Origin of the sequence: Microcystis sp. LEGE 00066 (assembly GCF_015207925.1) — a bacterium.
Taxonomy (GTDB): Bacteria; Cyanobacteriota; Cyanobacteriia; order Cyanobacteriales; family Microcystaceae; genus Microcystis; species Microcystis ichthyoblabe_A.
In genome coordinates, this window is the sequence record NZ_JADEVX010000082.1 from 1 (window position 1) to 19330 (window position 19330).

Here is a 19330-nt window from a genome sequence, read left to right on the forward strand (position 1 = left end):
GCGTGGCGCCGCCCCCAAACCCCCCGCGCATTAGCTTTTCGGTGGGATGCTTACAGGCAGCTGCTGATACATTTGTCATCATCTAAGAGTCACTGATAATTGCTGATTATCGGTATTTCTGCAAATGTGAGATGCACCCAATCTGCTTAACCCGAACTGAAGTTATTTTAGCCAGATATCTCCTTTCTCTTCTGTCTTTTCGCCTGTTTTTGCTCTCAAAGCTCTGGCAGCCAAAATTTTGTCATCGATTGACGTTGTTAATAGTGGGATTAACTCCCCATTCAACTTTAAAAACACCCCACACCCACGCAAAACTTTTTGCCGCAAACCCTAGTTAATAACTTAACTTCAGAGCATTTACTGGTACATCATCCCAAGATTCTACGGTTCTTAAAACTGCCACCCACCCCGCTTGTTTTTGTTCGTCCGTAAGACTGGTTAACCAACTTTGATGACAATCTTTTGCCGCTTGTTCGTCTTGACAGGCAATACAAGCTTGTACTAAACCACAGGGATCAATCTGTTCATTTACCCAAATAATCATAGTTAATAGCCCTACTTAACTTTATTATTATAATCCATCGATCGCCCACAGAGAAACTTTTGATATTGATAACCTGTTACATAATTGGAGGATAACTCTGAAGGTTGACAGTCCGCTCGATCTATTGAAGAATGGAAATTGATTAACCATAATTCAAAAGGGGGAGAAGATGACCGATTAAAATTTGGCTTTTCTTCTGGGTTAACTAAGATAAACTTAGGGTTTTTATCGGGAAATCTTTGGTTAAATTCCCAAGCAATTCCCATCATTTCTCCCACCTGCACCAAACTCCTATAGCTAGTGGCAATTACTAACGGATAACGGCTATTATTTTCGATAGTGGTAACTAATTTATCCGGGCGATAATACTTACGATAGCCTAAATTAAAAGTCACACTTAGGGAACTAACTAAAGCCATGATAATGACAATAATTACTATTCTTTTCTGCTTCCTTTGCCAACAATTATCTAATAAAATTGCTAGAATTAAAATTACCGAGGGAAAGTAAACAAAACTATATCTAGCTCCCCGGGTAATATCGATCAAAAGCAGATAAGTGATGACAAAGAAAATAGCAATTGAACTGAGAAAAAATGCCGATAGAATGCCTAATTCTGGTTTATAGGAGTCTAGCCACGCTGTTTTTAATTGTGGGATAATCCAGAGAAAAAAACCGATCATTATTGCCCCAGAAATCAAGATAATTATTAAATATTCTGATTCAACGGGGAGCAGGGAAAGCATAGTTATTAATGTTCCCAGTAACTGAAAAAGGGGGCTAATTACGGCTAAAAAACTATCATTGTCTCTCTGAATCCAACCAGTCATCTGATTGCCATAATCTTTGGGTACAAAGCTGATAAACCAAATAATAATAAAGCTCAAGTTACCTAAAAAAACTAAACTTAAACGCCACCAATTAGTTATCCAAAAGTTTTTTTGTTTGATTTGCTTGAATAAAATCAATAATAAAGTTATCGCTTCTGCGAGGATAGTTAAACTAAAAAAATAGTGGACTAATAACCCTAGACAGTTGACAATTAACCAGAAAAAAACCAAAGTATGGGATATTCTCTTATGGTCGATAATTTTGCTGATTGCCCTCAGAAAACAGCCTAAAGATATGAGGACAAATACAACCGCTAAAGTATAATGACGCGCTTCTTGGGAGATAAAAACCGCGTAGGGAGAAACCGCCATTAAAATCGCCGACAGAAAAGCGATCGAGCCAGATTTAAAGACCAATTTACTGATAAAATAAATTAGAGGAATCGAAATAACTCCCCAAAACACTGCCAGCGATCGCATTCCTTCTAAGGATACATATTCTCCCCGAGCAAAGAATAATTTATTCCAGAGATAGGCGAAAATAAAATATAAAGGTGGATGATTGTCCTCCTGAATAACTAATTTAATTACATCGGCAATAGTTGCCTGATGGTTGCTCTGGAGAGGTGCTAATAAGGTGTCTAGGGAAATTATTTGATTTAACGGCACTATCTGGTAATTATTGCCAATACTAAAAACCATAGTGGCAAATTCATCCGTCCAGGGAGGTTTGCTCGTTAATTGTGTTAACCTAATAACCAGTCCCAAAATTATTACTAATCCTAACCAAAAAAAATCAGACCAAGCTAACCGCTCCTTGCCTTTTTGTTGTAGATCAGAAATGACTGTAGATAAATTCAATTTAATTGTTATCTCCAAAAGATTCGATTATTTTAACCGCTTCCGATGGGGAAATATCCTGACGGCAATTAGGATAATCATACTCCTCCCGGGCAATTAATGCCCCACTGAGACGATAAAAATATTCTCCCATTTTCATCCAATCGGAATATAAATCGGGTTCGGGGAATTGTTGCCTTAATTCCGAGTCTTTGGGTGTACCATAATTAAGCCAGTATCCTTCTCCAAATAGTGGGGAATTGAGCGCTAGGGTTCCCTCTAATTCTAAACCATCATCGCCCCTGGCGTTTTCGATTCCTTCCACCAAAAAACAGCTATTCTCGGCATTTTCAAAGAGGACTGCGTATCCTTTCCTCTCTTCTGCGAGGATTTTAATCTCGCTGGCCCGAAATCCGGGGGGGATATAGTTAGGTAAAATAATCTTAGCATCTAGCGATCGCAGTTGTTGCCGTTGACTGGCGCTCAAAGTTACCGTTTCTGCTCTCAAATATTGCCCATTGTCAATAATAACAATAGATAATCCTAAAACTAAAGGCCAGAAAAATTTTATGGTCATAATCGCGGGTTTTAAGGTCATATTCTGGAGAATATCTGAGTTTTTAGGTAATTTATCGATTATTTAACCAGATTGACGACGAATACTGCCCTTTTCCTGTTCCCGATTCCCTATTTACCCATTCTAATCGACAAAAAATCATAGCTTGTCTGTGGATTCCACTTTTTTCCACTTCTGTCACCCGGAATTATGGGACTGACATCACCCCAAACCCTCTCGTATTCTAAGGTTATCGACAGGAAAGAGAGGTAACAACCATGTTAGTCAGCCACCAAAATCCAACTTTTGTCCGTAACTACTTAATCGCAGTTATCTCCGTGGTGATGATGGGTGTGGGAGTTGCCGATCTCGTCAATAATCCCTCCCGAATCGCTCAACAAAACCGTCTTGATGGTTATGGTCGCTATGTTAGCGCTGGTTTGGTTAGCGGTGCGGTCAATAATATGCGTTAATTTGCCTCTGATTCTCAATCCTGTTGAAAAGGTGTGGCTCTCCCAGGTTTGGTGGGTAAAATGTATTCTAAGATACATTACTCCTAGCGAGGGAGTGGAGCGAACCACAAAGACACAAAGGACACAAAGATCGATCGATCCTATGTAAGTTAAACTTATCACACAGAACCTAGAAGAGCCAAGGTGTGGGGGATTGGGTAGTTTTTTCAGTGGTCAGTAAACAGTAAACAGTAAACAGTGAACTGATAACTGATAACTGATAACTGATAACTGATAACTGATAACTGATAACTGATAACTGAAACTGCCTAAACCCAAGAATGGAGAGCGCGTAATTGGGGCGTTTTTTTAGCTTGGTGGGTCTGCATTCTTTGTAAAACATCATCGAGAATTGTCACCGCTTCGCGGATATATTCCCCCTTATTCAGCATGACACATTCGGCCCTTTCGGCCATAGCGGCATCGGTAATCTCGGCGCGGGAGGGAATACTTTTCTTGACCAGATTTTCTAGGACTTGGGTAGCCCAAATTACTGGAATATGGGCCGCTTCGCATAACCATAGAATTTCCTCTTGAATTTCTGCTAATCTTTGATAGCCAATTTCTACAGCCAAATCACCCCGGGCAATCATCACCCCAAAAGGTTGTTTACCGGCGGCATGGATGATTAATTCCGGTAGATTTTTCACGGCTAAAGGTGTTTCTATTTTGGCCACAATTGCTTTTTGTCGCCAAGCATCCCCCAAACGACTTTGTAACTCTAGCTGTAGTGTCTCGATATCGCTGGCTTTTTGTACAAAAGAGTAACCGATAATATCGGCATTTTCGGCAATAAAATCTAAATCTTGCCGGTCTTTTGCGGTCAAAGGATCGATATTTAAGACGGTATCGGGGAAATTTAGGCCTTTATCTGCTTTGAGTTTTTCCCCTTTCTCCCTGGCGTGGGTAATTTTTAGTAAAAGACCTTCCGGCATTATGGCAATAACTTCAGCCCCAATATGACCATCATCAATCCAAACTTTCGCCCCGACGGGAATTTGGGGAATAATTTCCGGTTGGGAACAATTAGCCTGAAAATACTGAGGATGGGCAGTATGGGGCGGTTGGTTGGTTAAGAGGAGAAAATCCCCTTGATATAGTCTGGTTTGGGACTGGGGGGCTAAAATCTGTTCTAAACGGATTTTTGGGCCGGCTAAGTCCATATAAACCTTACAGGTATGTCCATTGACTAAATTTTCGGGATTTTTGACCGCCTCGCGCAGATTTTCGATCATTCCCCGCCACTCTTTGGGTCCATCATGGGCGCAATTAATGCGAATACAGTCCATCCCGCAACGCAGTAATTGAGCGATAAAATCGGGGTCGGTTGCCGCTTCCGTCGGCATTGTCACCATAATTCGCACCCGACGCCGGGGGGAAGGCAGACCGAAAACTTCGGCACTATGGGAGGCTAAAAGTTGATCTCCTTGGAAAAATGCCTCTAAAGGGGGATGTTTGGGTAACAATGAGGCTTCTTGATGACAAACCGCCCCTAAAGTGGCAATTACTGCATCGAGGGTCGGTAAAACTTTCGATTCAATCCGGCCTAGGGAAGATAATCCCCAGGGCATTAAAGCTAATTGTAAATCCCGGATATCTTCTTGTCTCAGGGCGAGATAATAGGCTAAATTACGGGTGCTAGGTTGAAAATTATCCTTTTCAATCAGGTTTTTCCACTGCTGCAATTTCTCCTCTCCTTCTACTGTCACAAAATGCCGTAACCTTTGCAGATGATGGAGGAGAGTTTGGGGATAGGATAATTGTTCTCGTTTGAGTTGTTCTGAGAGAGTTAAAGACATAAAATCAAGTAAAAATTAAAAATCGTCAATTACGAAGGCAATACTCGCCTAGAAAATGATCACTTTCGCCGCTTATATTGCTCTTGGGCGGTTATGGGGTCAGTTCTCAGGTATAATCTCTCTGTTTCTATACTAAGCGAATATCCCGCCTCTAGAAGTTAATTTTTGCTACGATTTATGGCGGTTATCTTCATGGTGAGGTGGGAAGTTTTGGTTTTCGGGAGTCGCTGGTCGGTGGTCGCTACTAGAAAAGCTAGGTTTATCGGTGAAAAACTATCGATAAGCTTCCCTGTCTTATACCTTTGATATTATTAAAATAATGGCGGACATTGGTTGAATCAATTATCTTTTTTGAGCTATATTCAGGCTGTATAAAGTGATTAGTAACTACAGTATTAAGTTTTATGAAGGGAGGGAATGCTCCAGAATCGCGACTATAATGATTAAACAGATCATTCCTGTGTCGGCGAGAGCGATAAAATATGTCTGCCACTGAATACGAAGCAATTATCGGTTTAGAAACCCACTGTCAACTCAACACCAAAAGCAAGATATTTTGTTCCTGTCCCACCAACTTCGATAGTCCCCCCAATACTAACGTCTGTCCCGTCTGTTTGGGTTATCCGGGGGTATTACCCGTCCTTAACCAAGAAGTCCTAGCCAGTGCCGTTAAACTGGGATTAGCTATCGATGGTAAAATTACACCTCATAGCAAATTCGATCGCAAACAGTATTTTTATCCCGACCTGCCGAAAAATTATCAAATTTCCCAGTATGATCTCCCTATTGTCGAACAGGGTCAACTAGAAATCGAGATCGTCGATAAAAAAACTAAGGAAGTTAGCCGCAAAATTATCGGCATTACCCGTCTGCACATGGAAGAAGATGCGGGAAAACTGGTTCATGCTGGCAGCGAACGTCTCTCCGGTTCCACCCATTCCCTCGTGGATTTTAATCGTACAGGTGTACCATTATTGGAGATCGTCTCGGAACCGGATTTACGCACCGGGGCCGAAGCGGCGGAATATGCCCAAGAATTACGGCGTTTAGTGCGTTATCTCGGCATCAGTGACGGTAATATGCAGGAAGGTTCCCTGCGCTGCGATGTCAATATTTCCGTTCGCAAAAAAGGCGCTAAAAAGTTCGGGACTAAGGTAGAAATCAAAAATATGAACTCCTTTAGTGCTATCCAAAAAGCCATAGAATACGAGATTGATCGACAAATTGAAGCGATCGAAAATGGCGAACCAATCGTACAGGAAACCCGTCTTTGGGAAGAAGCTACTCAACGGACGATTAGTATGCGGAAAAAAGAAGGTTCTAGCGATTATCGCTATTTTCCCGAACCGGATTTACCCCCCCTAGAAGTTTCCCCCGAACAGTTAAAAGCTTGGGCGGAAGAATTACCGGAATTACCCGCTCGTAAACGTCGTCGTTATGAGGAAGAATTTGGTCTTTCCCCCTACGATGCCAGGGTTTTAACCGATGATCGCACCGTGGCTGAATATTTTGAAACTGCGGTAATTGCCGGGGCAAATGCGAAATTAGTCGCTAACTGGATCAGTCAAGATATCGCCGCTTATTTGAATAATAATAAGCTGATGATCACGGAAATTGCCCTGCAAGCGTCAGACTTAGCTGAATTAGTTAAACTGATTGAAACGGGAACAATTAGTGGCAAAATTGCTAAGGAAATTTTACCGGAACTTCTCACCGAAGGCGGTTCACCCAAAGCGCTGGTGGAAAAGAAAGGATTAATACAAATTTCTGACAGTTCTGCCATCGAAAAACTGATCGAGGAAATTATCGCCTCCCATCCAAGCGAGTTAGAAAAATTCCGGGCGGGTAAAACCAATCTTAAGGGATTTTTTGTCGGTCAAGTCATGAAAAAAAGCGGCGGTAAGGCCGATCCTAAATTAACTAGCCAAATCTTAGATCAAAAACTTTCTGGTTAGTTATATTCAGTGATCAGTAATCAGTAAACAGTAATCAGTGGGGAGCTTTTTTTCAGTGATCAGTAATCAGTAATCAGTAAACAGTAATCAGTGAACTTAAAACTCAAATCTGATAACTGATAACTGGTAAGTAGCTGGTTATAATTAAATTGAAGATAGATTTTAGGTTCGATCCCCCCTGCCCCCCTTGATAAGGGGGGTGCCGGTAGGCGGGGGGATCCCCCCTTAATAAGAGGGGCATCTGATAACTTTTAACGCCTACTTACTTAACTGATAACTGATAACTGATAACTGAAAATGACCTCGCAATTAAAGCCTAATAGCCCAAAAATTCTCGCTGTTGTCAATGGTAAAGGTGGTGTGGGTAAAACCACCACTGCGGTTAATTTAGCGGCAATTTGGGGACAGAATCAGCGTGTTTTGCTGGTGGATGCGGATCCCCAGGGTTCCTCCACTTGGTGGGTAGAAAGAAATCAAGCGGGTATGGTATTTGATTTAGCCAAACAAATTAATACAGAGAAATTAGGAGAATTGCGTCAAATTATCGAGTATGATCTGATCGTGATTGACACACCACCAGCTTTGCGTTCCGAATTACTTACGGCAGTAATAGCAGAATCAGATTATTTAATTTTACCGACTCCTCCCGCACCGATGGATTTAATGGCTTTAATTGACACGGTACGCACGGCAGTTAAACCCCTAGGAATTGCCTATCGGGTTTTATTAACAAAAGTGGATTCCCGTAGTCTTAAGGAAACTTTGGAAGCACAAAATACTCTATTAGAATTAGGTATTCCCGCTTGTCATGCTTTTGTCAGAAATTATAAGGCCCACGAAAAAGCCGTTTTAGACGGGGTTGCTATTACCAATTGGCGTGGTAAAAATGCCCAAGAAGCCAGCGCCGATTATCGTCGTGTGGCCGAAGAATTAGAACGGGATTGGTAGATTTATGGACAGGTTTTCTAAGGACAATATTTTTGTAGTAAAGAAATGACTAAATCTAGACCATCGGGCTGAACTTGAATAGTATAGGCTTCGGCTTCGATTTGTCTGCTAAAACCCTGATAATTCATAAAAAATCTTCTGGTCATTGCTGGTGGTTCTATGGCTAAATTAAGAGCTTTAACTGTTTTGCCTCCATGACAAAGTTGAGCGGCATGGACAGCTTCATGAATTAATGTTGGTCGGGCAATACCTAAGTCAAAAACTAGGGGATGAATCCAAATAATTCTAGTTTTACTATCAAATAAACCGTAGGCTCCTCGTGCTGGTGGCGGGGCAATTTTGACGATGAAATTGTGTTTTTCTAAAGCTTTCTGCAGCTGGAGAAAATCAGGGTTTGCCGCCGATAAATTTTCTCCTGCAGCTAATTGCATCCCTAGAAAAACAGCAGCGATTGTGTAATAAATGCCCATCAGGTGATAGTTCCTATTAAAGAAAAATGGCTCTTCGTTACTTGTTATGGTTCGATAGGGGGGCATAAATCAACAAAATCTTTATCTGGTAAGGGATTTAATTGATTAGTTCGCTTTAGATAAAAAACAATTGACAAAAATCGCCCAATGTCTTTCTCTATAAGGGTTCCATCCCTTATAACTCCCGTCTATTGCATAAGACAAACCGAAGAACCAGAAAAATCAAAATTAGCAGGAGGTTATTCATTGATGAATCGAACCATCGGGGAGAATTGTTCCTGTTAAAATTGCCCCGGTTAATTTCACCATAATACGCTTACCAAAGCCAATTTTTGCCCCGCGTAAATCCGCCGCCGACAGATCCGCCCCGCTTAAATCCGCCCCGATGAGATTGGCTTCCTGTAAATTTGCGCCCTTAAGGTTAGCTTCGAGGAGATTGGCGCGAAAAAGATTAGCTTTGTACAGATTAGCTTTTTCTAGGTTAATTTTGTGCAGGAAACTATCGCTTAAGTCGGCATGGCTTAAATCAGCCCCGATGAGACTGCGACTAGAGAGATCTTTTTCTTTCAGGTTAGCTCCCTGTAAATCGGCTCCGTTTAAATCCCGATAGTGAGGGCGCCAGGCGCCATGATTGTGAACCTGATGGTTATTCTGGGAGTGGCTGTGTTGACTGTGGCTGTGTTGACTGTGGGTTTGTTGACTGTGGGTTTTATGACTGTGGGTTTGGGAATTTTGGCTGGGTTGGCTAGGGTGAGGCTGATAGGGAGAAGCAGTTTTATAGGCGTGGGCGGGCTGTGTTTCAGTTTTAGGGGCGGAATTGGAGCGTTTAGGAGAATTTTGATGAATTTGCCGCAATTGTTCCCTAGCTTGGTTAATTTCTTGCAGTTTAGCGGTGGCTTTTTCCAAAAGACGCTGATTATCTTTGGGAATGCGATCGGGATGCCAAATAAACACCAAATCTTTGTAGGCTTGATTGATCTCGTCGAGAGATGCCCCGTGATCTAACCCTAAAACTTTATAGTATCGCTCCAATTCTTTCATTATCGAAGTCCTAATACAAGGATAAAAGCATTAATGGCTACAATTTCTCTGAGTCTTGTCGGATTTCAGCAATTCTCATTTTAAGGTTTCATGACATTAAAACCCTTGCACCTAGAGGGGTTAATAATTCTTAACGAATCTCTAGATCGCTGAAACAACGCAAAATCGTTTCAAAATGAGAATTGCTGGTCGGATTTTCTAGGAGAGGATTTCTTTCAGGATAATTTGACTCTGGGAGAGTTGCCATAAAATTTGAGAAAATGTCTGGTAATTAAGAAAATCTCGTTTTTCTATCCTGTTTTGATGCGTAACTGTATAGCACATAACAGCAAAATTAGCAAGTTTTTGATACAAAAATTAATTTGTGCTGTTGGGGGTTAGGGAGAGAGAAGTGGGGAAGCGAGCAGGGTGAAAGCGTCTCAAACGCTATTGACAATTGGCCAATTTTGTGACCCGCGTGGGACTTTCAAGTGATACCAGTCGATTAGAATAGTTAGGAAATCGACCCATTTGGTCTATTTTTGCTTAACAATTGAGATGGTAAATTCTACTCAAATATGCTTGAATCGTCCTCTGGGTAAGCAACTCACATAAAGTTCATTTTGTCAAGGATTGTTAAGATGCGCTTACCCAGACATTGATATTCTCAATCTTAATTGAAATGACTATACTAACCTCTCACAATAAACCGCGATAACGGATAAAAACGAGGATTACTGCCCAAGAACCTAAAGCTACTTTAACGGCGACTAAAATGTTTAGTATCGGTAAAATACCCCCACTAAATAGCGCCCCTAATTCCCCGTGGGGTAACTCAAATCCTGAGAGAGTAATGGCGGCTAAAACAATAAAAACTAAGACGGAAATTTTCTCCCATGTTGCCGCTTGCCAACGGCGATAAATTGCTTGCATCCATTCGGGAGACGAGGTAATTGCTATTAAGCCAATTGCCGTACCTCCGGCGACTCCGGCGGCAAAACCTCCCCCCGGACTTAAATGTCCGCGGATAGCTAATTCAATGCCCACTAAAGCGGCAATTGTTGACCCTAAACGGGCTAAAATAATTGAAGGTTGGTCAGTAAATTGATGGATTTTACTGGCGGGTTTTTCGGTGGCTAGAAGAAAATTCGCCCCCATAATGGCAATGGTAAAAACAACCACTTCATAGATAGTATCGTAGAGACGATTACGAAAAATAACCACCGAAACCGCATTAGGAACACCGCCGTCGTCCACCAGGGATTTAACAATTTCTAAGGATGATACAGAGGAAGCAGTATTGGGAATAATTACCATTTTGACAGCGAAGGCAATAGCGGCTAGAGTATAAATCCATTTCATTAGTGTTTCTCCTCTAATTTTGGTGTTTCAATACAGGTTAAAATCGTGTTGACTGCCGTTAATTCATTTTTAAAAATATCGTAGAGATAGGGTAATCTAATTGTGGTTTCGTAGGGGATGGTTTCTGGATTGTCTTGACGGATACAGACGGCATGAATATCCTTATCTATAAGTGCCTGTTGCAAAGCTTGTTTATCACTGTAGGCAACTAATTCTAAACGCATAAAACGTTTACTTAAAACCGTTTGTAGTTGAGTTTTTAACTGTTCTAAAACCGTATCGGGTTCCTCAGCAATTACTCCTAAACGCATCACTAAAGAGGAACGAATCGCCACCGCGTAGAGAGTTACGGCTAACATGGTTCCCATCAAAGCCTCGGTTAAAGATACATCTGCCGCTCCTAATAAAGCATAAACTAAAGCGGCTATTGCCCCTAAAACCCCGCGAATTACTAAAGCTTGGTAGGGATTAGATTGTAACATCACCATCGCCGCAGTTAAAGGCAAGAGGGCAACAATAACATAGAGATAACTTTCATTCATCTTTAATTCTACTCTCGATCGCTAGAAGTATAAGCCAAAACGTAGCCTAACATGGTGTTCCAAATTGCTAGGGAAATTATTGCCAATAATAATAAAGGCCAATTATGGGGAACTTTCAAAAGTAGCCCGAAAATAATCGCCATGGAACCCAAAGTATCAGCGACAGATAGGCCGTGTAATTTATATAATACCGAGCGCTTGTCTAAAAGATGCGCCGTTCCCCAAAACCAGAAAAAAACTCCGATAGCGATGCAGATATAACTGAAAATTTCAATCATGATTCGTTCAGTCGTTTAAGAATTTGTGCTAATAACATAAAGCCGGCATTACCGACACTGAGAATAATCACTGCAACCACTCCAATCATCCAATCATCCCGCAGAACTGACACCACTAGAATAATAATCGATGATTTACTCGAAGCACTGGCAAAGGCGGCCATTTTTTGCCAGATGTCATCATTTTTTGCCACTTCATAAAGGGGAATTAATAGGGCGACAATCATGGCAATGAGAACAATATTCATCCCTGGGTACTCCGTTTAATTACATGAACTTCATAACCCTCATTTTCCTTGTATTCGGTGACGATAGTTTTCGGGGTAAAGGTAATGAGAAATATATCCCAAAAAGCTAATCTGGGTGAACGTTTACCCGACATTCTCTCGAAAATAATTTCTTCTTCCTTGTGGGGACGAAAGATAATCTCAAACGCTTCTTTATAAGCTTGGGGAATAGCCATAAAAACTTTAATTATTACCTTTAACCAATCGCCTAAAGTTTCGCTAGAGGCGAAATTACGGGGCAAAAGAAAAGCAATAGCCACCCCGATCATAATATTAGCGGGGGTAAAATTAGCGGTGAGTAAAAACCACATAGTTAAACGCAGAATTATATGTCCAATCATGCTAAAACCATCCAAAATAATAAAACTAACATTATACTCATCATCCCAATGAGATTATCAAATTGTTCCCATGCCCGTGATAATTTTAGGGATAACTTTTTGAAAACTCCCAGATATAACCACCACCCGGCACCGATGACGGCTAAAGCTTTGATAATATTAGGGAGATTATAAGCTTCAACATAGACAGCATTGGATAAAAATAGGGCGGCAAGGAGTAGAATTATTGCTATCCAGAAACCGATAGTTAGCTCCTGTTTACTTTCGCCACCCGCGTGGGGTAAAAAGATAAATTTAGCAAAGGAAATCGCCGTCCCCACCGCCACAAGATTGATCATAATTTCTTGCCAGGGGACTAAATTTTTCATTGTTAACGCTTTTGCCCCAAAACCGGATAATAAGGGGAATCCAGAGATAGAAAAACTAGCAACCACTAGGGCAATCCAGAGGGAATTAGGGATCGATTGTTGCTGTAATTCTTTAAAATTGCGACTGGGCAAAACTCCCGCTAACAGAAATAGGCAAGATTTAACTAAACCGTGGGTAAGGGTATAAAAACCACTGACTACCGGCGCGGCTAAAATAAAACCTAATTGAGAAATAGTATGGAAGGCTAACATCCGCTTGCTATCCTTTTCAAACACTGCGTAGGATACGCCAAAAATCGCCGTTAGCACCCCCAAAAGCCTAATTAGTCCATCCAAATCCTCTAGGATTAAAGCACAGCGCAGGAGGGGAAAAATGCCAGCTTTTACCACCACCCCCGACATCAGCGCCGAGACGGAGGTTTCCGATTCCGAGTGTGTCATCGGTAGCCATAATCCCGAGACAAAGATTCCCCCTTTGACTAATAATCCCATGAAGATTAAAGCCAAGGCTTCGGGAGGTGCGCCCTTTAAACCTGCAAAAGCAAAGGAATTATTGGCTTTATAGACTAAAACTGCGCCAATAAGGTAAAATAACATCGCCACATTGCTGATAAACAGATAACGCAGGGCAACCCAGAGAGAGCGATCGCTGCGAGGATAGGCAATCACCAGAAAAGCGGCAATACTAATTACTTCTAAGGCAACGTAAACGCTAAGAAAATCCTCACAGACGAAGACAGAATTAATGCTGCCGTGGAGAATGATAGCTTGGGCGTAAAAAAAGGCGGTTTTGCTACTTTCCCAGTTATAAAGGATCACAGCCATCGTCACGAGGGCATTGGTGAGGATAAAATAGGCACTTAACTGATCGGCTACCAGTTTCACGCCATAATTATCCAGTAGGTTGAGGGTTATGGGGGAGGATTGGCTAAATAAAAGGAGAGAATAGGCGAGAGAGATAACAGTGGCGGCGAGAGCCAGATATTTGTCTAATCGCGGCAATAAATAGATGATAAAGCCGATCAAAAAGGGTAAACTTATCCAAGCGATCGTTAAAGTATTCATGGTGTGTTATTTTTTTCTATCTCGCTGCTGTCGAGGGTGGGGTTATCCTTGGCTAATTTCATCACTCCCACCAGCATTAACGCCTGAATCGAAAAACCGATGACGATCGCCGTTAAAATCACTGCTTGGGGTACAGGATCGGCGTAATTTTGCTGTTTAACTGTACCGAGGATGGGAGTAAATAAACCTTCACGGGAAGAAATAACCACATAGTAGGCGATAACGCCGGTACTCATGACATCCATGGCGATAATCTTCATGATTAAGTTTTTTTTCAGGAATGTTCCTAAAAATCCGCACAAAACGGTGGCGAATACAAACAACTCTGGCAGGGGGATCGTCACTGGGCTTCTTGATTAGATTTGGTTATGAGTCAAAATACTTTTTCTAATTATCCTCGATCGAGTCCCAATTGATCAAAAAATTCTCAGGCTTTGCCGCTTCTCCCTTGAATAATTGGTAAATTGGTGAAGATCTATAGTTAGTATTAGCTAAAAGCTAGGAATGAGGGAGCTAATTGGGCTAGAATTGAAAGGAACAACAGCATTAACATAACAGCCATCATACCGACGAGATTATCAAATTGTTCCCAAGCTGTTGATAATTGTAAGGACAGCTTTTTAAATATCCCTAGATACAACCCCCAACCGATAGCAATAATCCCTAAAGCTTTGCTGATATTTCCCAGATTGTAGGCATCGAAATAGACGGCATTGGCTACAAATAAGGCAGTTAACAATAGTATTATTCCTAACCATCCACTCAAGGTTAACTTTCTCCCAGTGGTAACTTTTGCGTGGGGTAAAAAGATAAATTTGGCGGTGGCGATCGCTGTACCTACGGCTGCTAAATTGATGGCTACCTCTTGCCAAGGAACTAAATTTTTCATCGTTAACGCTTTCGCCCCAAAACCAGATAATAAGGGGAATCCAGAGATGGAAAAACTGGCGATAACAATAGCAATCCAGAGGGAATTAGGGAGCGATTGTTGCTGTAATTCTTTAAAATTGCGACTGGGTAAAACTCCCACTAATAGAAATAGGGAAGATTTAACTAAACCGTGGGTAAGGGTATAAAAACCGCTCACCGGTGGGGCAGCCAAAATAAAACCCAGCTGCACGATCGTGCTAAAGGCTAACATCCGCTTGCTATCCTTTTCAAAAATCATATAGGGTACGCCAAAAATCGCCGTTAGCACCCCTAAAAGCCGAATTAGTCCATCCAAATCCTCTAGGATTAAAGCACAGCGCAGGAGGGGAAAAATGCCAGCTTTTACCACCACCCCCGACATCAGCGCCGAGACGGAGGTTTCCGATTCCGAGTGTGTCATCGGTAGCCATAATCCCGAGACAAAGATTCCCCCTTTGACTAATAATCCCATGAAGATTAAAGCCAAGGCTTCGGGAGGTGCGCCCTTTAAACCTGCAAAAGCAAAGGAATTATTGGCTTTATAGACTAAAACTGCGCCAATAAGGTAAAATAACATCGCCACATTGCTGATAAACAGATAACGCAGGGCAACCCAGAGAGAGCGATCGCTGCGAGGATAGGCAATCACCAGAAAAGCGGCAATACTAATTACTTCTAAGGCAACGTAAACGCTAAGAAAATCCTCACAGACGAAGACAGAATTAATGCTGCCGTGGAGAATGATAGCTTGGGCGTAAAAAAAGGCGGTTTTGCTACTTTCCCAGTTATAAAGGATCACAGCCATCGTCACGAGGGCATTGGTGAGGATAAAATAGGCACTTAACTGATCGGCTACCAGTTTCACGCCATAATTATCCAGTAGGTTGAGGGTTATGGGGGAGGATTGGCTAAATAAAAGGAGAGAATAGGCGAGAGAGATAACAGAAGTAATTAAGGACAGATATTTAGCCCAGCGAGACAGTAAATAGCCAATAAAGCCGCTCAAAAAGGGAACGACTATCCAAGCGATCGTTAGAGTATTCATGGTGTAGGATTTTCTGATCTTTACTTTGTCTAGGGCAGGGTTTTCCTAGACTAATCTGCTCAATTTCACCAGCAAAGATACTTTCTCTAATTATCCTCGATCGAGTCCTATTGATCAAGAATTTTTCGGGTGGCAAATAGATTGTTTTGGTTCTATAATAGACTTCTTGCATGATTTTTTTATGGTATAATGGAAGGCCTTGCTTTTTTCTCGATTTTTAGATAGAAGTGGAAAAAAGAATAAAATGTGATGTGATCTTAGGTCAAGAAATTATCCATACTTTTGCTATGTTTATTAGCAAAAATATGGATTAAGCTGTTCGTAATTTAAATTGCTTGTTTAGACGAGGCAAGAGACAAGAGTCAAAAGGCAACAGTAAAGGAATTGGGGAAGGTTCGGCTAATCTAAGAATAAGCGTTTTAAATGCGTCTTAGCTTATCAAAACTTAAAGGAGCGCGAAAGTGTGATTACTTCAACCAATTATATCTCTCTACCCTTTTTTCTCCCAGTTCCTCTGCTACTAGCTTTCACCCACTTATGTCAAGCAGTCAGGCTTATCGGTTAAACAACTTTGATAACTTTAGGCGAAGAGTCCTCCTAAATTGGCGTTTTGTTACTAATCGATCCTACTCAGTCTAGGAGAGTCATTAATTCTTTTTTTATTACTTTTTAGGTTCTGGGGTTTGCTGTTTGGAAGCTGCCGCAATCGCTTGATTTAAACGAGTTAATTCTTCTTTAAACTTCGGTTCTTGGGGATAATTTTTGACTAATTTTTCCAGGAGACTTTTCGCTCCAGAAACGTCTTGAGTTTGTAATCTTGTTCCATAAAGAACAAGCATAACTTCCAGATTGTTGGGATATTTTTGATATAACTTTTCTAAAGGTTCTCTAGCTCCGATAAAATCTTTTAACTGTAGGCGAGCTTGCGCCAGTCCTTGCAAAGCAGTGGGGTTATCTGGTTCACGTTCAAGAATTTTCTCGTAACCTTTGACCATTTCTTGTAATTTTTCGGGGGCAATAGTTGCCTCTTGCCCGGGTTGACTGCCTTGGGGGGAATTAGAATTATTATTTTTAAATAAACCTAAAGTTGGCACCACCATTAAAGCCAAAAATACTAAACCAGAGGAAACAATTAAGACTCGTTTGAGGGTATCGTTATTTTTTTTGGGCATACTTTTTCAAGATTAGAGATAAGATTAATCAGTAGTAACTTGATGAAATTCGTGACCCCAAAGATGATAAGCCCAAATTCCCAAGCTAAAACTACCTAAGCAGAGAATGGTGATCGTCAGGAAAACTTGCCACCTATTGTAACCCGCTTCCTGAAGTTCTAGACGACCGAGGATAGCAGCAGCTAACAGAATTAAAGCTCGAGTAAATACCGCCCACTTGTGGAAGATAAAGACTACCGCCAAGGACCAGCCAAGAATTGATAATACAGCGCTAATATCATTTTTAAACCAACTGCGGAAAAATAGCGGCATTAAGTTACTAAACAGAGTTAATCCTAGGGCAATTGAGAGGATAACCCCTACCGCCAGGATATAGATGATGATTTCTAGCCATTCGCTAGTGAGAGTCCAATTCATCTCATCACCGCGGGCAAGTAACCAATCACTCCATGATAAACGCTCCTGGGCGATCGACCAGCCAAACAGCCCATAGACTGATGGAATCAGAAAGGTAAGTAGTATAGTGCGCCAAAACATAATCAGTTATCAGTTATCAGTTATCAGTTATCAGTTTTGAGTATTAAGTGAGCAGTATGTATTAAGTGAGCCTGATCAAATGCCAGTTTACTACTGTCTTTTCACTGATCACTGTTTACTGACCACCGAAAAAAGTCAAGCCTGAACCCTGAAAGAGGGGAAAATTGCCCCTTTTCAGACTTCAGGCCTCTGGGATTGTCCCGATCGCTTAGGACATATACTGGATGATAAAGTCGAAGTAGGGGGCTGCTTCCACAGCATCCTCTTGAGTCAAAAGACCTAAAGCGGCCTCTTTGAGACAACGAATCGCCTCCACCATGCCGGGGACGGGAACATTAAGAGAGTTATACATCTCTTTGACCCCGATCAGGCCGGTTTGTTCGATCGGACCCTTATCTCCGGCTAATACCCCATAGGTAACTAGACGCAGATACCAACCATAATCGCGCAAGCATTGATTATATTGACGCTGACCGTAGGCATTACCCCCCGGCGCTCTATAATCGGGACGTTTCTTGAACAGTTGTTTTTGAGCCTGATCGACGATTTTTTTCTCATTTTCAGCGAGAGTCTCGGCAATGCGAATTCTCTGCTCGCCAGTTTTTAAAAATTGCCCGATACCCTGTAGTTCACCACTACTAGGATAACGAAGTTCGTCGTCGGCTTTGAGGATGACTTGGCTAACTACGCTCATAATATCAAGGTAAATTCTGATAACATTCTGTAGTTTATCTCAGGTCGGGGTCTGGAAGTCGAGTCATCCCTGCTGGGTGGGCAATTCCTAAAAATTGTAATATTTCGTTATGAGTTTCCCCGACAGCCCGGTTACTGTCTAGAATGAATGTATTAGTGGTCAGGAGCGAGGAGATGGCAATTGAGATGTCACCGCACACCGATTAACTTGAACCCGATAACTGGTGATTAATATGGAATTTCTAGCACCCTTGCTGTTGATAGCGGGCATTCTGGGGTTAAATGGCTTTAAAATCGATCGAGAATACCAGCGTGGTGTTATCTTTCGCCTAGGTCGTTATCAAGACACCAAAGGCCCCGGACTGTACTGGATCATTCCCCTAGTTGACCAAAAAATGCAGCTGGACATTCGCACCAAAACCGTCGATATCGCCCCGCAAGAAACTGTCACCGCCGATAATGTCACAATTAAGGTTAATGCGGTTCTCTACTATCGCATTATCGATCCTAGCAAAGCGATTAATAAAGTCGAATCCTATCCCGCGGCCGTTTATCAAGCGGCCATGACCACTTTAAGAAATGTCGTCGGTCAAAATCATCTCGATGATGTCTTGCAAAAACGAGACAAAATTAATCAAGCGGTTCAACAAATTGTCGATGAAATTAGCGAACCTTGGGGCATCGATATCGAACGGGTGGAGATGAAAGATGTGGAAATTCCCACTGGTATGCAGCGAGCTATGGCCAAGGAAGCGGAAGCATTGCGAGAAAAACGGGCTCGTTTGATTAAAGCTGCCGCAGAACAGGAAGCTTCGCTAAAATTAGCGGAAGCTTCCCGATTAATCATGGAAAATCCCGCCGCTTTGGAATTACGCCGCCTACAAATGTTAACGGAAATTGGAGCGGAAAATAACACCAGTACCGTGATTATGCTTCCCTCCGATATCTTAAATCTCGCTCAAAAATTAACTGAAAAAAAATCATAAAATGGCTCAGTTGTCAATAGCCAAAAAGGTTAATTTTCTCTGGTGTGTTAGGTTGGTTTAACACAGCTAAAATTGTTAAGTAGCTGGTTATAATTAAATTAATAATGGATTTTAGGTTCGATCCCCCCTGCCCCCCTTGATAAGGCTATCCATTAGTCACATCTTTCTTAACATAAAATTTGACAAAAAGAGAAAAGTGTGCAAGATGGCTCAAGGAGGTTCTATGGGGGGACTAATTTGATGAGATAGTTTCCAAGTCTGGCTGATATCA

The 19330-nt window shown here is 41.7% G+C and carries 21 protein-coding genes; 4 read left to right on the plus strand and 17 right to left on the minus strand.

All coding sequences use genetic code 11. The annotated features are described in order from the left end of the window. Positions 1-334: 334 nt before the first annotated feature. Genes IQ224_RS12745 through IQ224_RS12755 form a run of 3 tightly spaced genes read right to left on the minus strand, consistent with a single transcriptional unit; the run spans position 335 to position 2812 of the window. Positions 335-544, minus strand: a complete 210-nt coding sequence (locus tag IQ224_RS12745) for a hypothetical protein (protein WP_002739214.1) — start codon at positions 542-544, stop codon at positions 335-337. A gap of 11 nt (positions 545-555) precedes the next feature. Beyond that, positions 556-2235 (minus strand): glycosyltransferase family 39 protein, encoded by a 1680-nt coding sequence (locus IQ224_RS12750; RefSeq protein WP_036400204.1) that lies wholly within the window; start codon positions 2233-2235, stop codon positions 556-558. A 1-nt stretch (position 2236) separates the two neighbouring features. Next, positions 2237-2812 (minus strand): hypothetical protein, encoded by a 576-nt coding sequence (locus tag IQ224_RS12755; RefSeq protein WP_194033031.1) that lies wholly within the window; start codon positions 2810-2812, stop codon positions 2237-2239. Between the two features lie 236 nt (positions 2813-3048). Between IQ224_RS12755 and IQ224_RS12760 the strand changes: the two genes are divergently transcribed. After that, complete coding sequence (locus IQ224_RS12760) at positions 3049-3243, plus strand: hypothetical protein (protein ID WP_002738625.1); 195 nt, start codon at positions 3049-3051, stop codon at positions 3241-3243. A gap of 308 nt (positions 3244-3551) precedes the next feature. Here IQ224_RS12760 and IQ224_RS12765 read toward each other — a convergent pair whose 3' ends face one another. Further along, positions 3552-5081, minus strand: a complete 1530-nt coding sequence (locus IQ224_RS12765; protein ID WP_002745325.1) for a pyruvate kinase — start codon at positions 5079-5081, stop codon at positions 3552-3554. 482 nt (positions 5082-5563) lie between these two features. On the opposite strand from IQ224_RS12765, the gene gatB reads away from it, so the two are divergent. After that, the gene (gene gatB / locus IQ224_RS12770; protein WP_002745324.1) at positions 5564-7036 is read left to right on the plus strand and encodes an Asp-tRNA(Asn)/Glu-tRNA(Gln) amidotransferase subunit GatB; all 1473 of its coding nucleotides are present in this window, start codon (positions 5564-5566) and stop codon (positions 7034-7036) included. A gap of 297 nt (positions 7037-7333) precedes the next feature. After that, the gene (locus tag IQ224_RS12775; RefSeq protein ID WP_002745320.1) at positions 7334-7984 is read left to right on the plus strand and encodes a ParA family protein; all 651 of its coding nucleotides are present in this window, start codon (positions 7334-7336) and stop codon (positions 7982-7984) included. Positions 7985-8001: 17 nt separating this feature from the next. Here IQ224_RS12775 and IQ224_RS12780 read toward each other — a convergent pair whose 3' ends face one another. The 13 genes from IQ224_RS12780 to IQ224_RS12840 all read right to left on the minus strand — a co-directional run bounded on the left by IQ224_RS12780 (position 8002) and on the right by IQ224_RS12840 (position 18074). Then, positions 8002-8454, minus strand: a complete 453-nt coding sequence (locus tag IQ224_RS12780; protein WP_004161936.1) for a hypothetical protein — start codon at positions 8452-8454, stop codon at positions 8002-8004. Positions 8455-8697: 243 nt separating this feature from the next. Next, entirely contained in the window at positions 8698-9495 is a 798-nt protein-coding gene (locus IQ224_RS12785; RefSeq protein WP_002745317.1) for a pentapeptide repeat-containing protein, read from the minus strand. Between the two features lie 678 nt (positions 9496-10173). Continuing rightward, the gene (locus IQ224_RS12790) at positions 10174-10836 is read right to left on the minus strand and encodes a Na(+)/H(+) antiporter subunit B (RefSeq protein WP_002745314.1); all 663 of its coding nucleotides are present in this window, start codon (positions 10834-10836) and stop codon (positions 10174-10176) included. After that, a complete protein-coding gene (locus IQ224_RS12795; RefSeq protein ID WP_002745312.1) occupies positions 10836-11378 on the minus strand; it encodes a DUF4040 domain-containing protein in 543 nt (180 codons plus the stop codon). The genes IQ224_RS12790 and IQ224_RS12795 overlap by 1 nt, the downstream gene beginning before the upstream one ends. Positions 11379-11386: 8 nt before the next feature. Continuing rightward, on the minus strand, positions 11387-11656 hold the full coding sequence (locus IQ224_RS12800) for a monovalent cation/H(+) antiporter subunit G (RefSeq protein ID WP_002745311.1): 270 nt from the start codon (positions 11654-11656) through the stop codon (positions 11387-11389). Next, positions 11653-11904, minus strand: a complete 252-nt coding sequence (locus IQ224_RS12805; RefSeq protein WP_002739224.1) for a hypothetical protein — start codon at positions 11902-11904, stop codon at positions 11653-11655. The genes IQ224_RS12800 and IQ224_RS12805 overlap by 4 nt, the downstream gene beginning before the upstream one ends. Beyond that, a complete protein-coding gene (locus IQ224_RS12810) occupies positions 11901-12284 on the minus strand; it encodes a Na+/H+ antiporter subunit E (RefSeq protein ID WP_002745310.1) in 384 nt (127 codons plus the stop codon). The genes IQ224_RS12805 and IQ224_RS12810 overlap by 4 nt, the downstream gene beginning before the upstream one ends. Then, positions 12281-13717, minus strand: a complete 1437-nt coding sequence (locus IQ224_RS12815; RefSeq protein ID WP_194033032.1) for a cation:proton antiporter — start codon at positions 13715-13717, stop codon at positions 12281-12283. The genes IQ224_RS12810 and IQ224_RS12815 overlap by 4 nt, the downstream gene beginning before the upstream one ends. Then, positions 13714-14061 (minus strand): NADH-quinone oxidoreductase subunit K, encoded by a 348-nt coding sequence (locus IQ224_RS12820; RefSeq protein WP_002749736.1) that lies wholly within the window; start codon positions 14059-14061, stop codon positions 13714-13716. The genes IQ224_RS12815 and IQ224_RS12820 overlap by 4 nt, the downstream gene beginning before the upstream one ends. A 143-nt stretch (positions 14062-14204) precedes the next feature. Next, on the minus strand, positions 14205-15671 hold the full coding sequence (locus IQ224_RS12825) for a cation:proton antiporter (protein WP_084989795.1): 1467 nt from the start codon (positions 15669-15671) through the stop codon (positions 14205-14207). Between the two features lie 662 nt (positions 15672-16333). Continuing rightward, a complete protein-coding gene (locus tag IQ224_RS12830; RefSeq protein ID WP_002745308.1) occupies positions 16334-16843 on the minus strand; it encodes a tetratricopeptide repeat protein in 510 nt (169 codons plus the stop codon). Positions 16844-16867: 24 nt separating this feature from the next. Beyond that, positions 16868-17380, minus strand: a complete 513-nt coding sequence (locus IQ224_RS12835; RefSeq protein ID WP_002745307.1) for a hypothetical protein — start codon at positions 17378-17380, stop codon at positions 16868-16870. A gap of 208 nt (positions 17381-17588) precedes the next feature. After that, on the minus strand, positions 17589-18074 hold the full coding sequence (locus IQ224_RS12840) for an allophycocyanin subunit alpha-B (protein WP_002745306.1): 486 nt from the start codon (positions 18072-18074) through the stop codon (positions 17589-17591). 232 nt (positions 18075-18306) lie between these two features. Between IQ224_RS12840 and IQ224_RS12845 the strand changes: the two genes are divergently transcribed. Beyond that, the gene (locus IQ224_RS12845; RefSeq protein ID WP_002745305.1) at positions 18307-19059 is read left to right on the plus strand and encodes a slipin family protein; all 753 of its coding nucleotides are present in this window, start codon (positions 18307-18309) and stop codon (positions 19057-19059) included. The last annotated feature ends 271 nt before the right edge of the window (positions 19060-19330 follow it).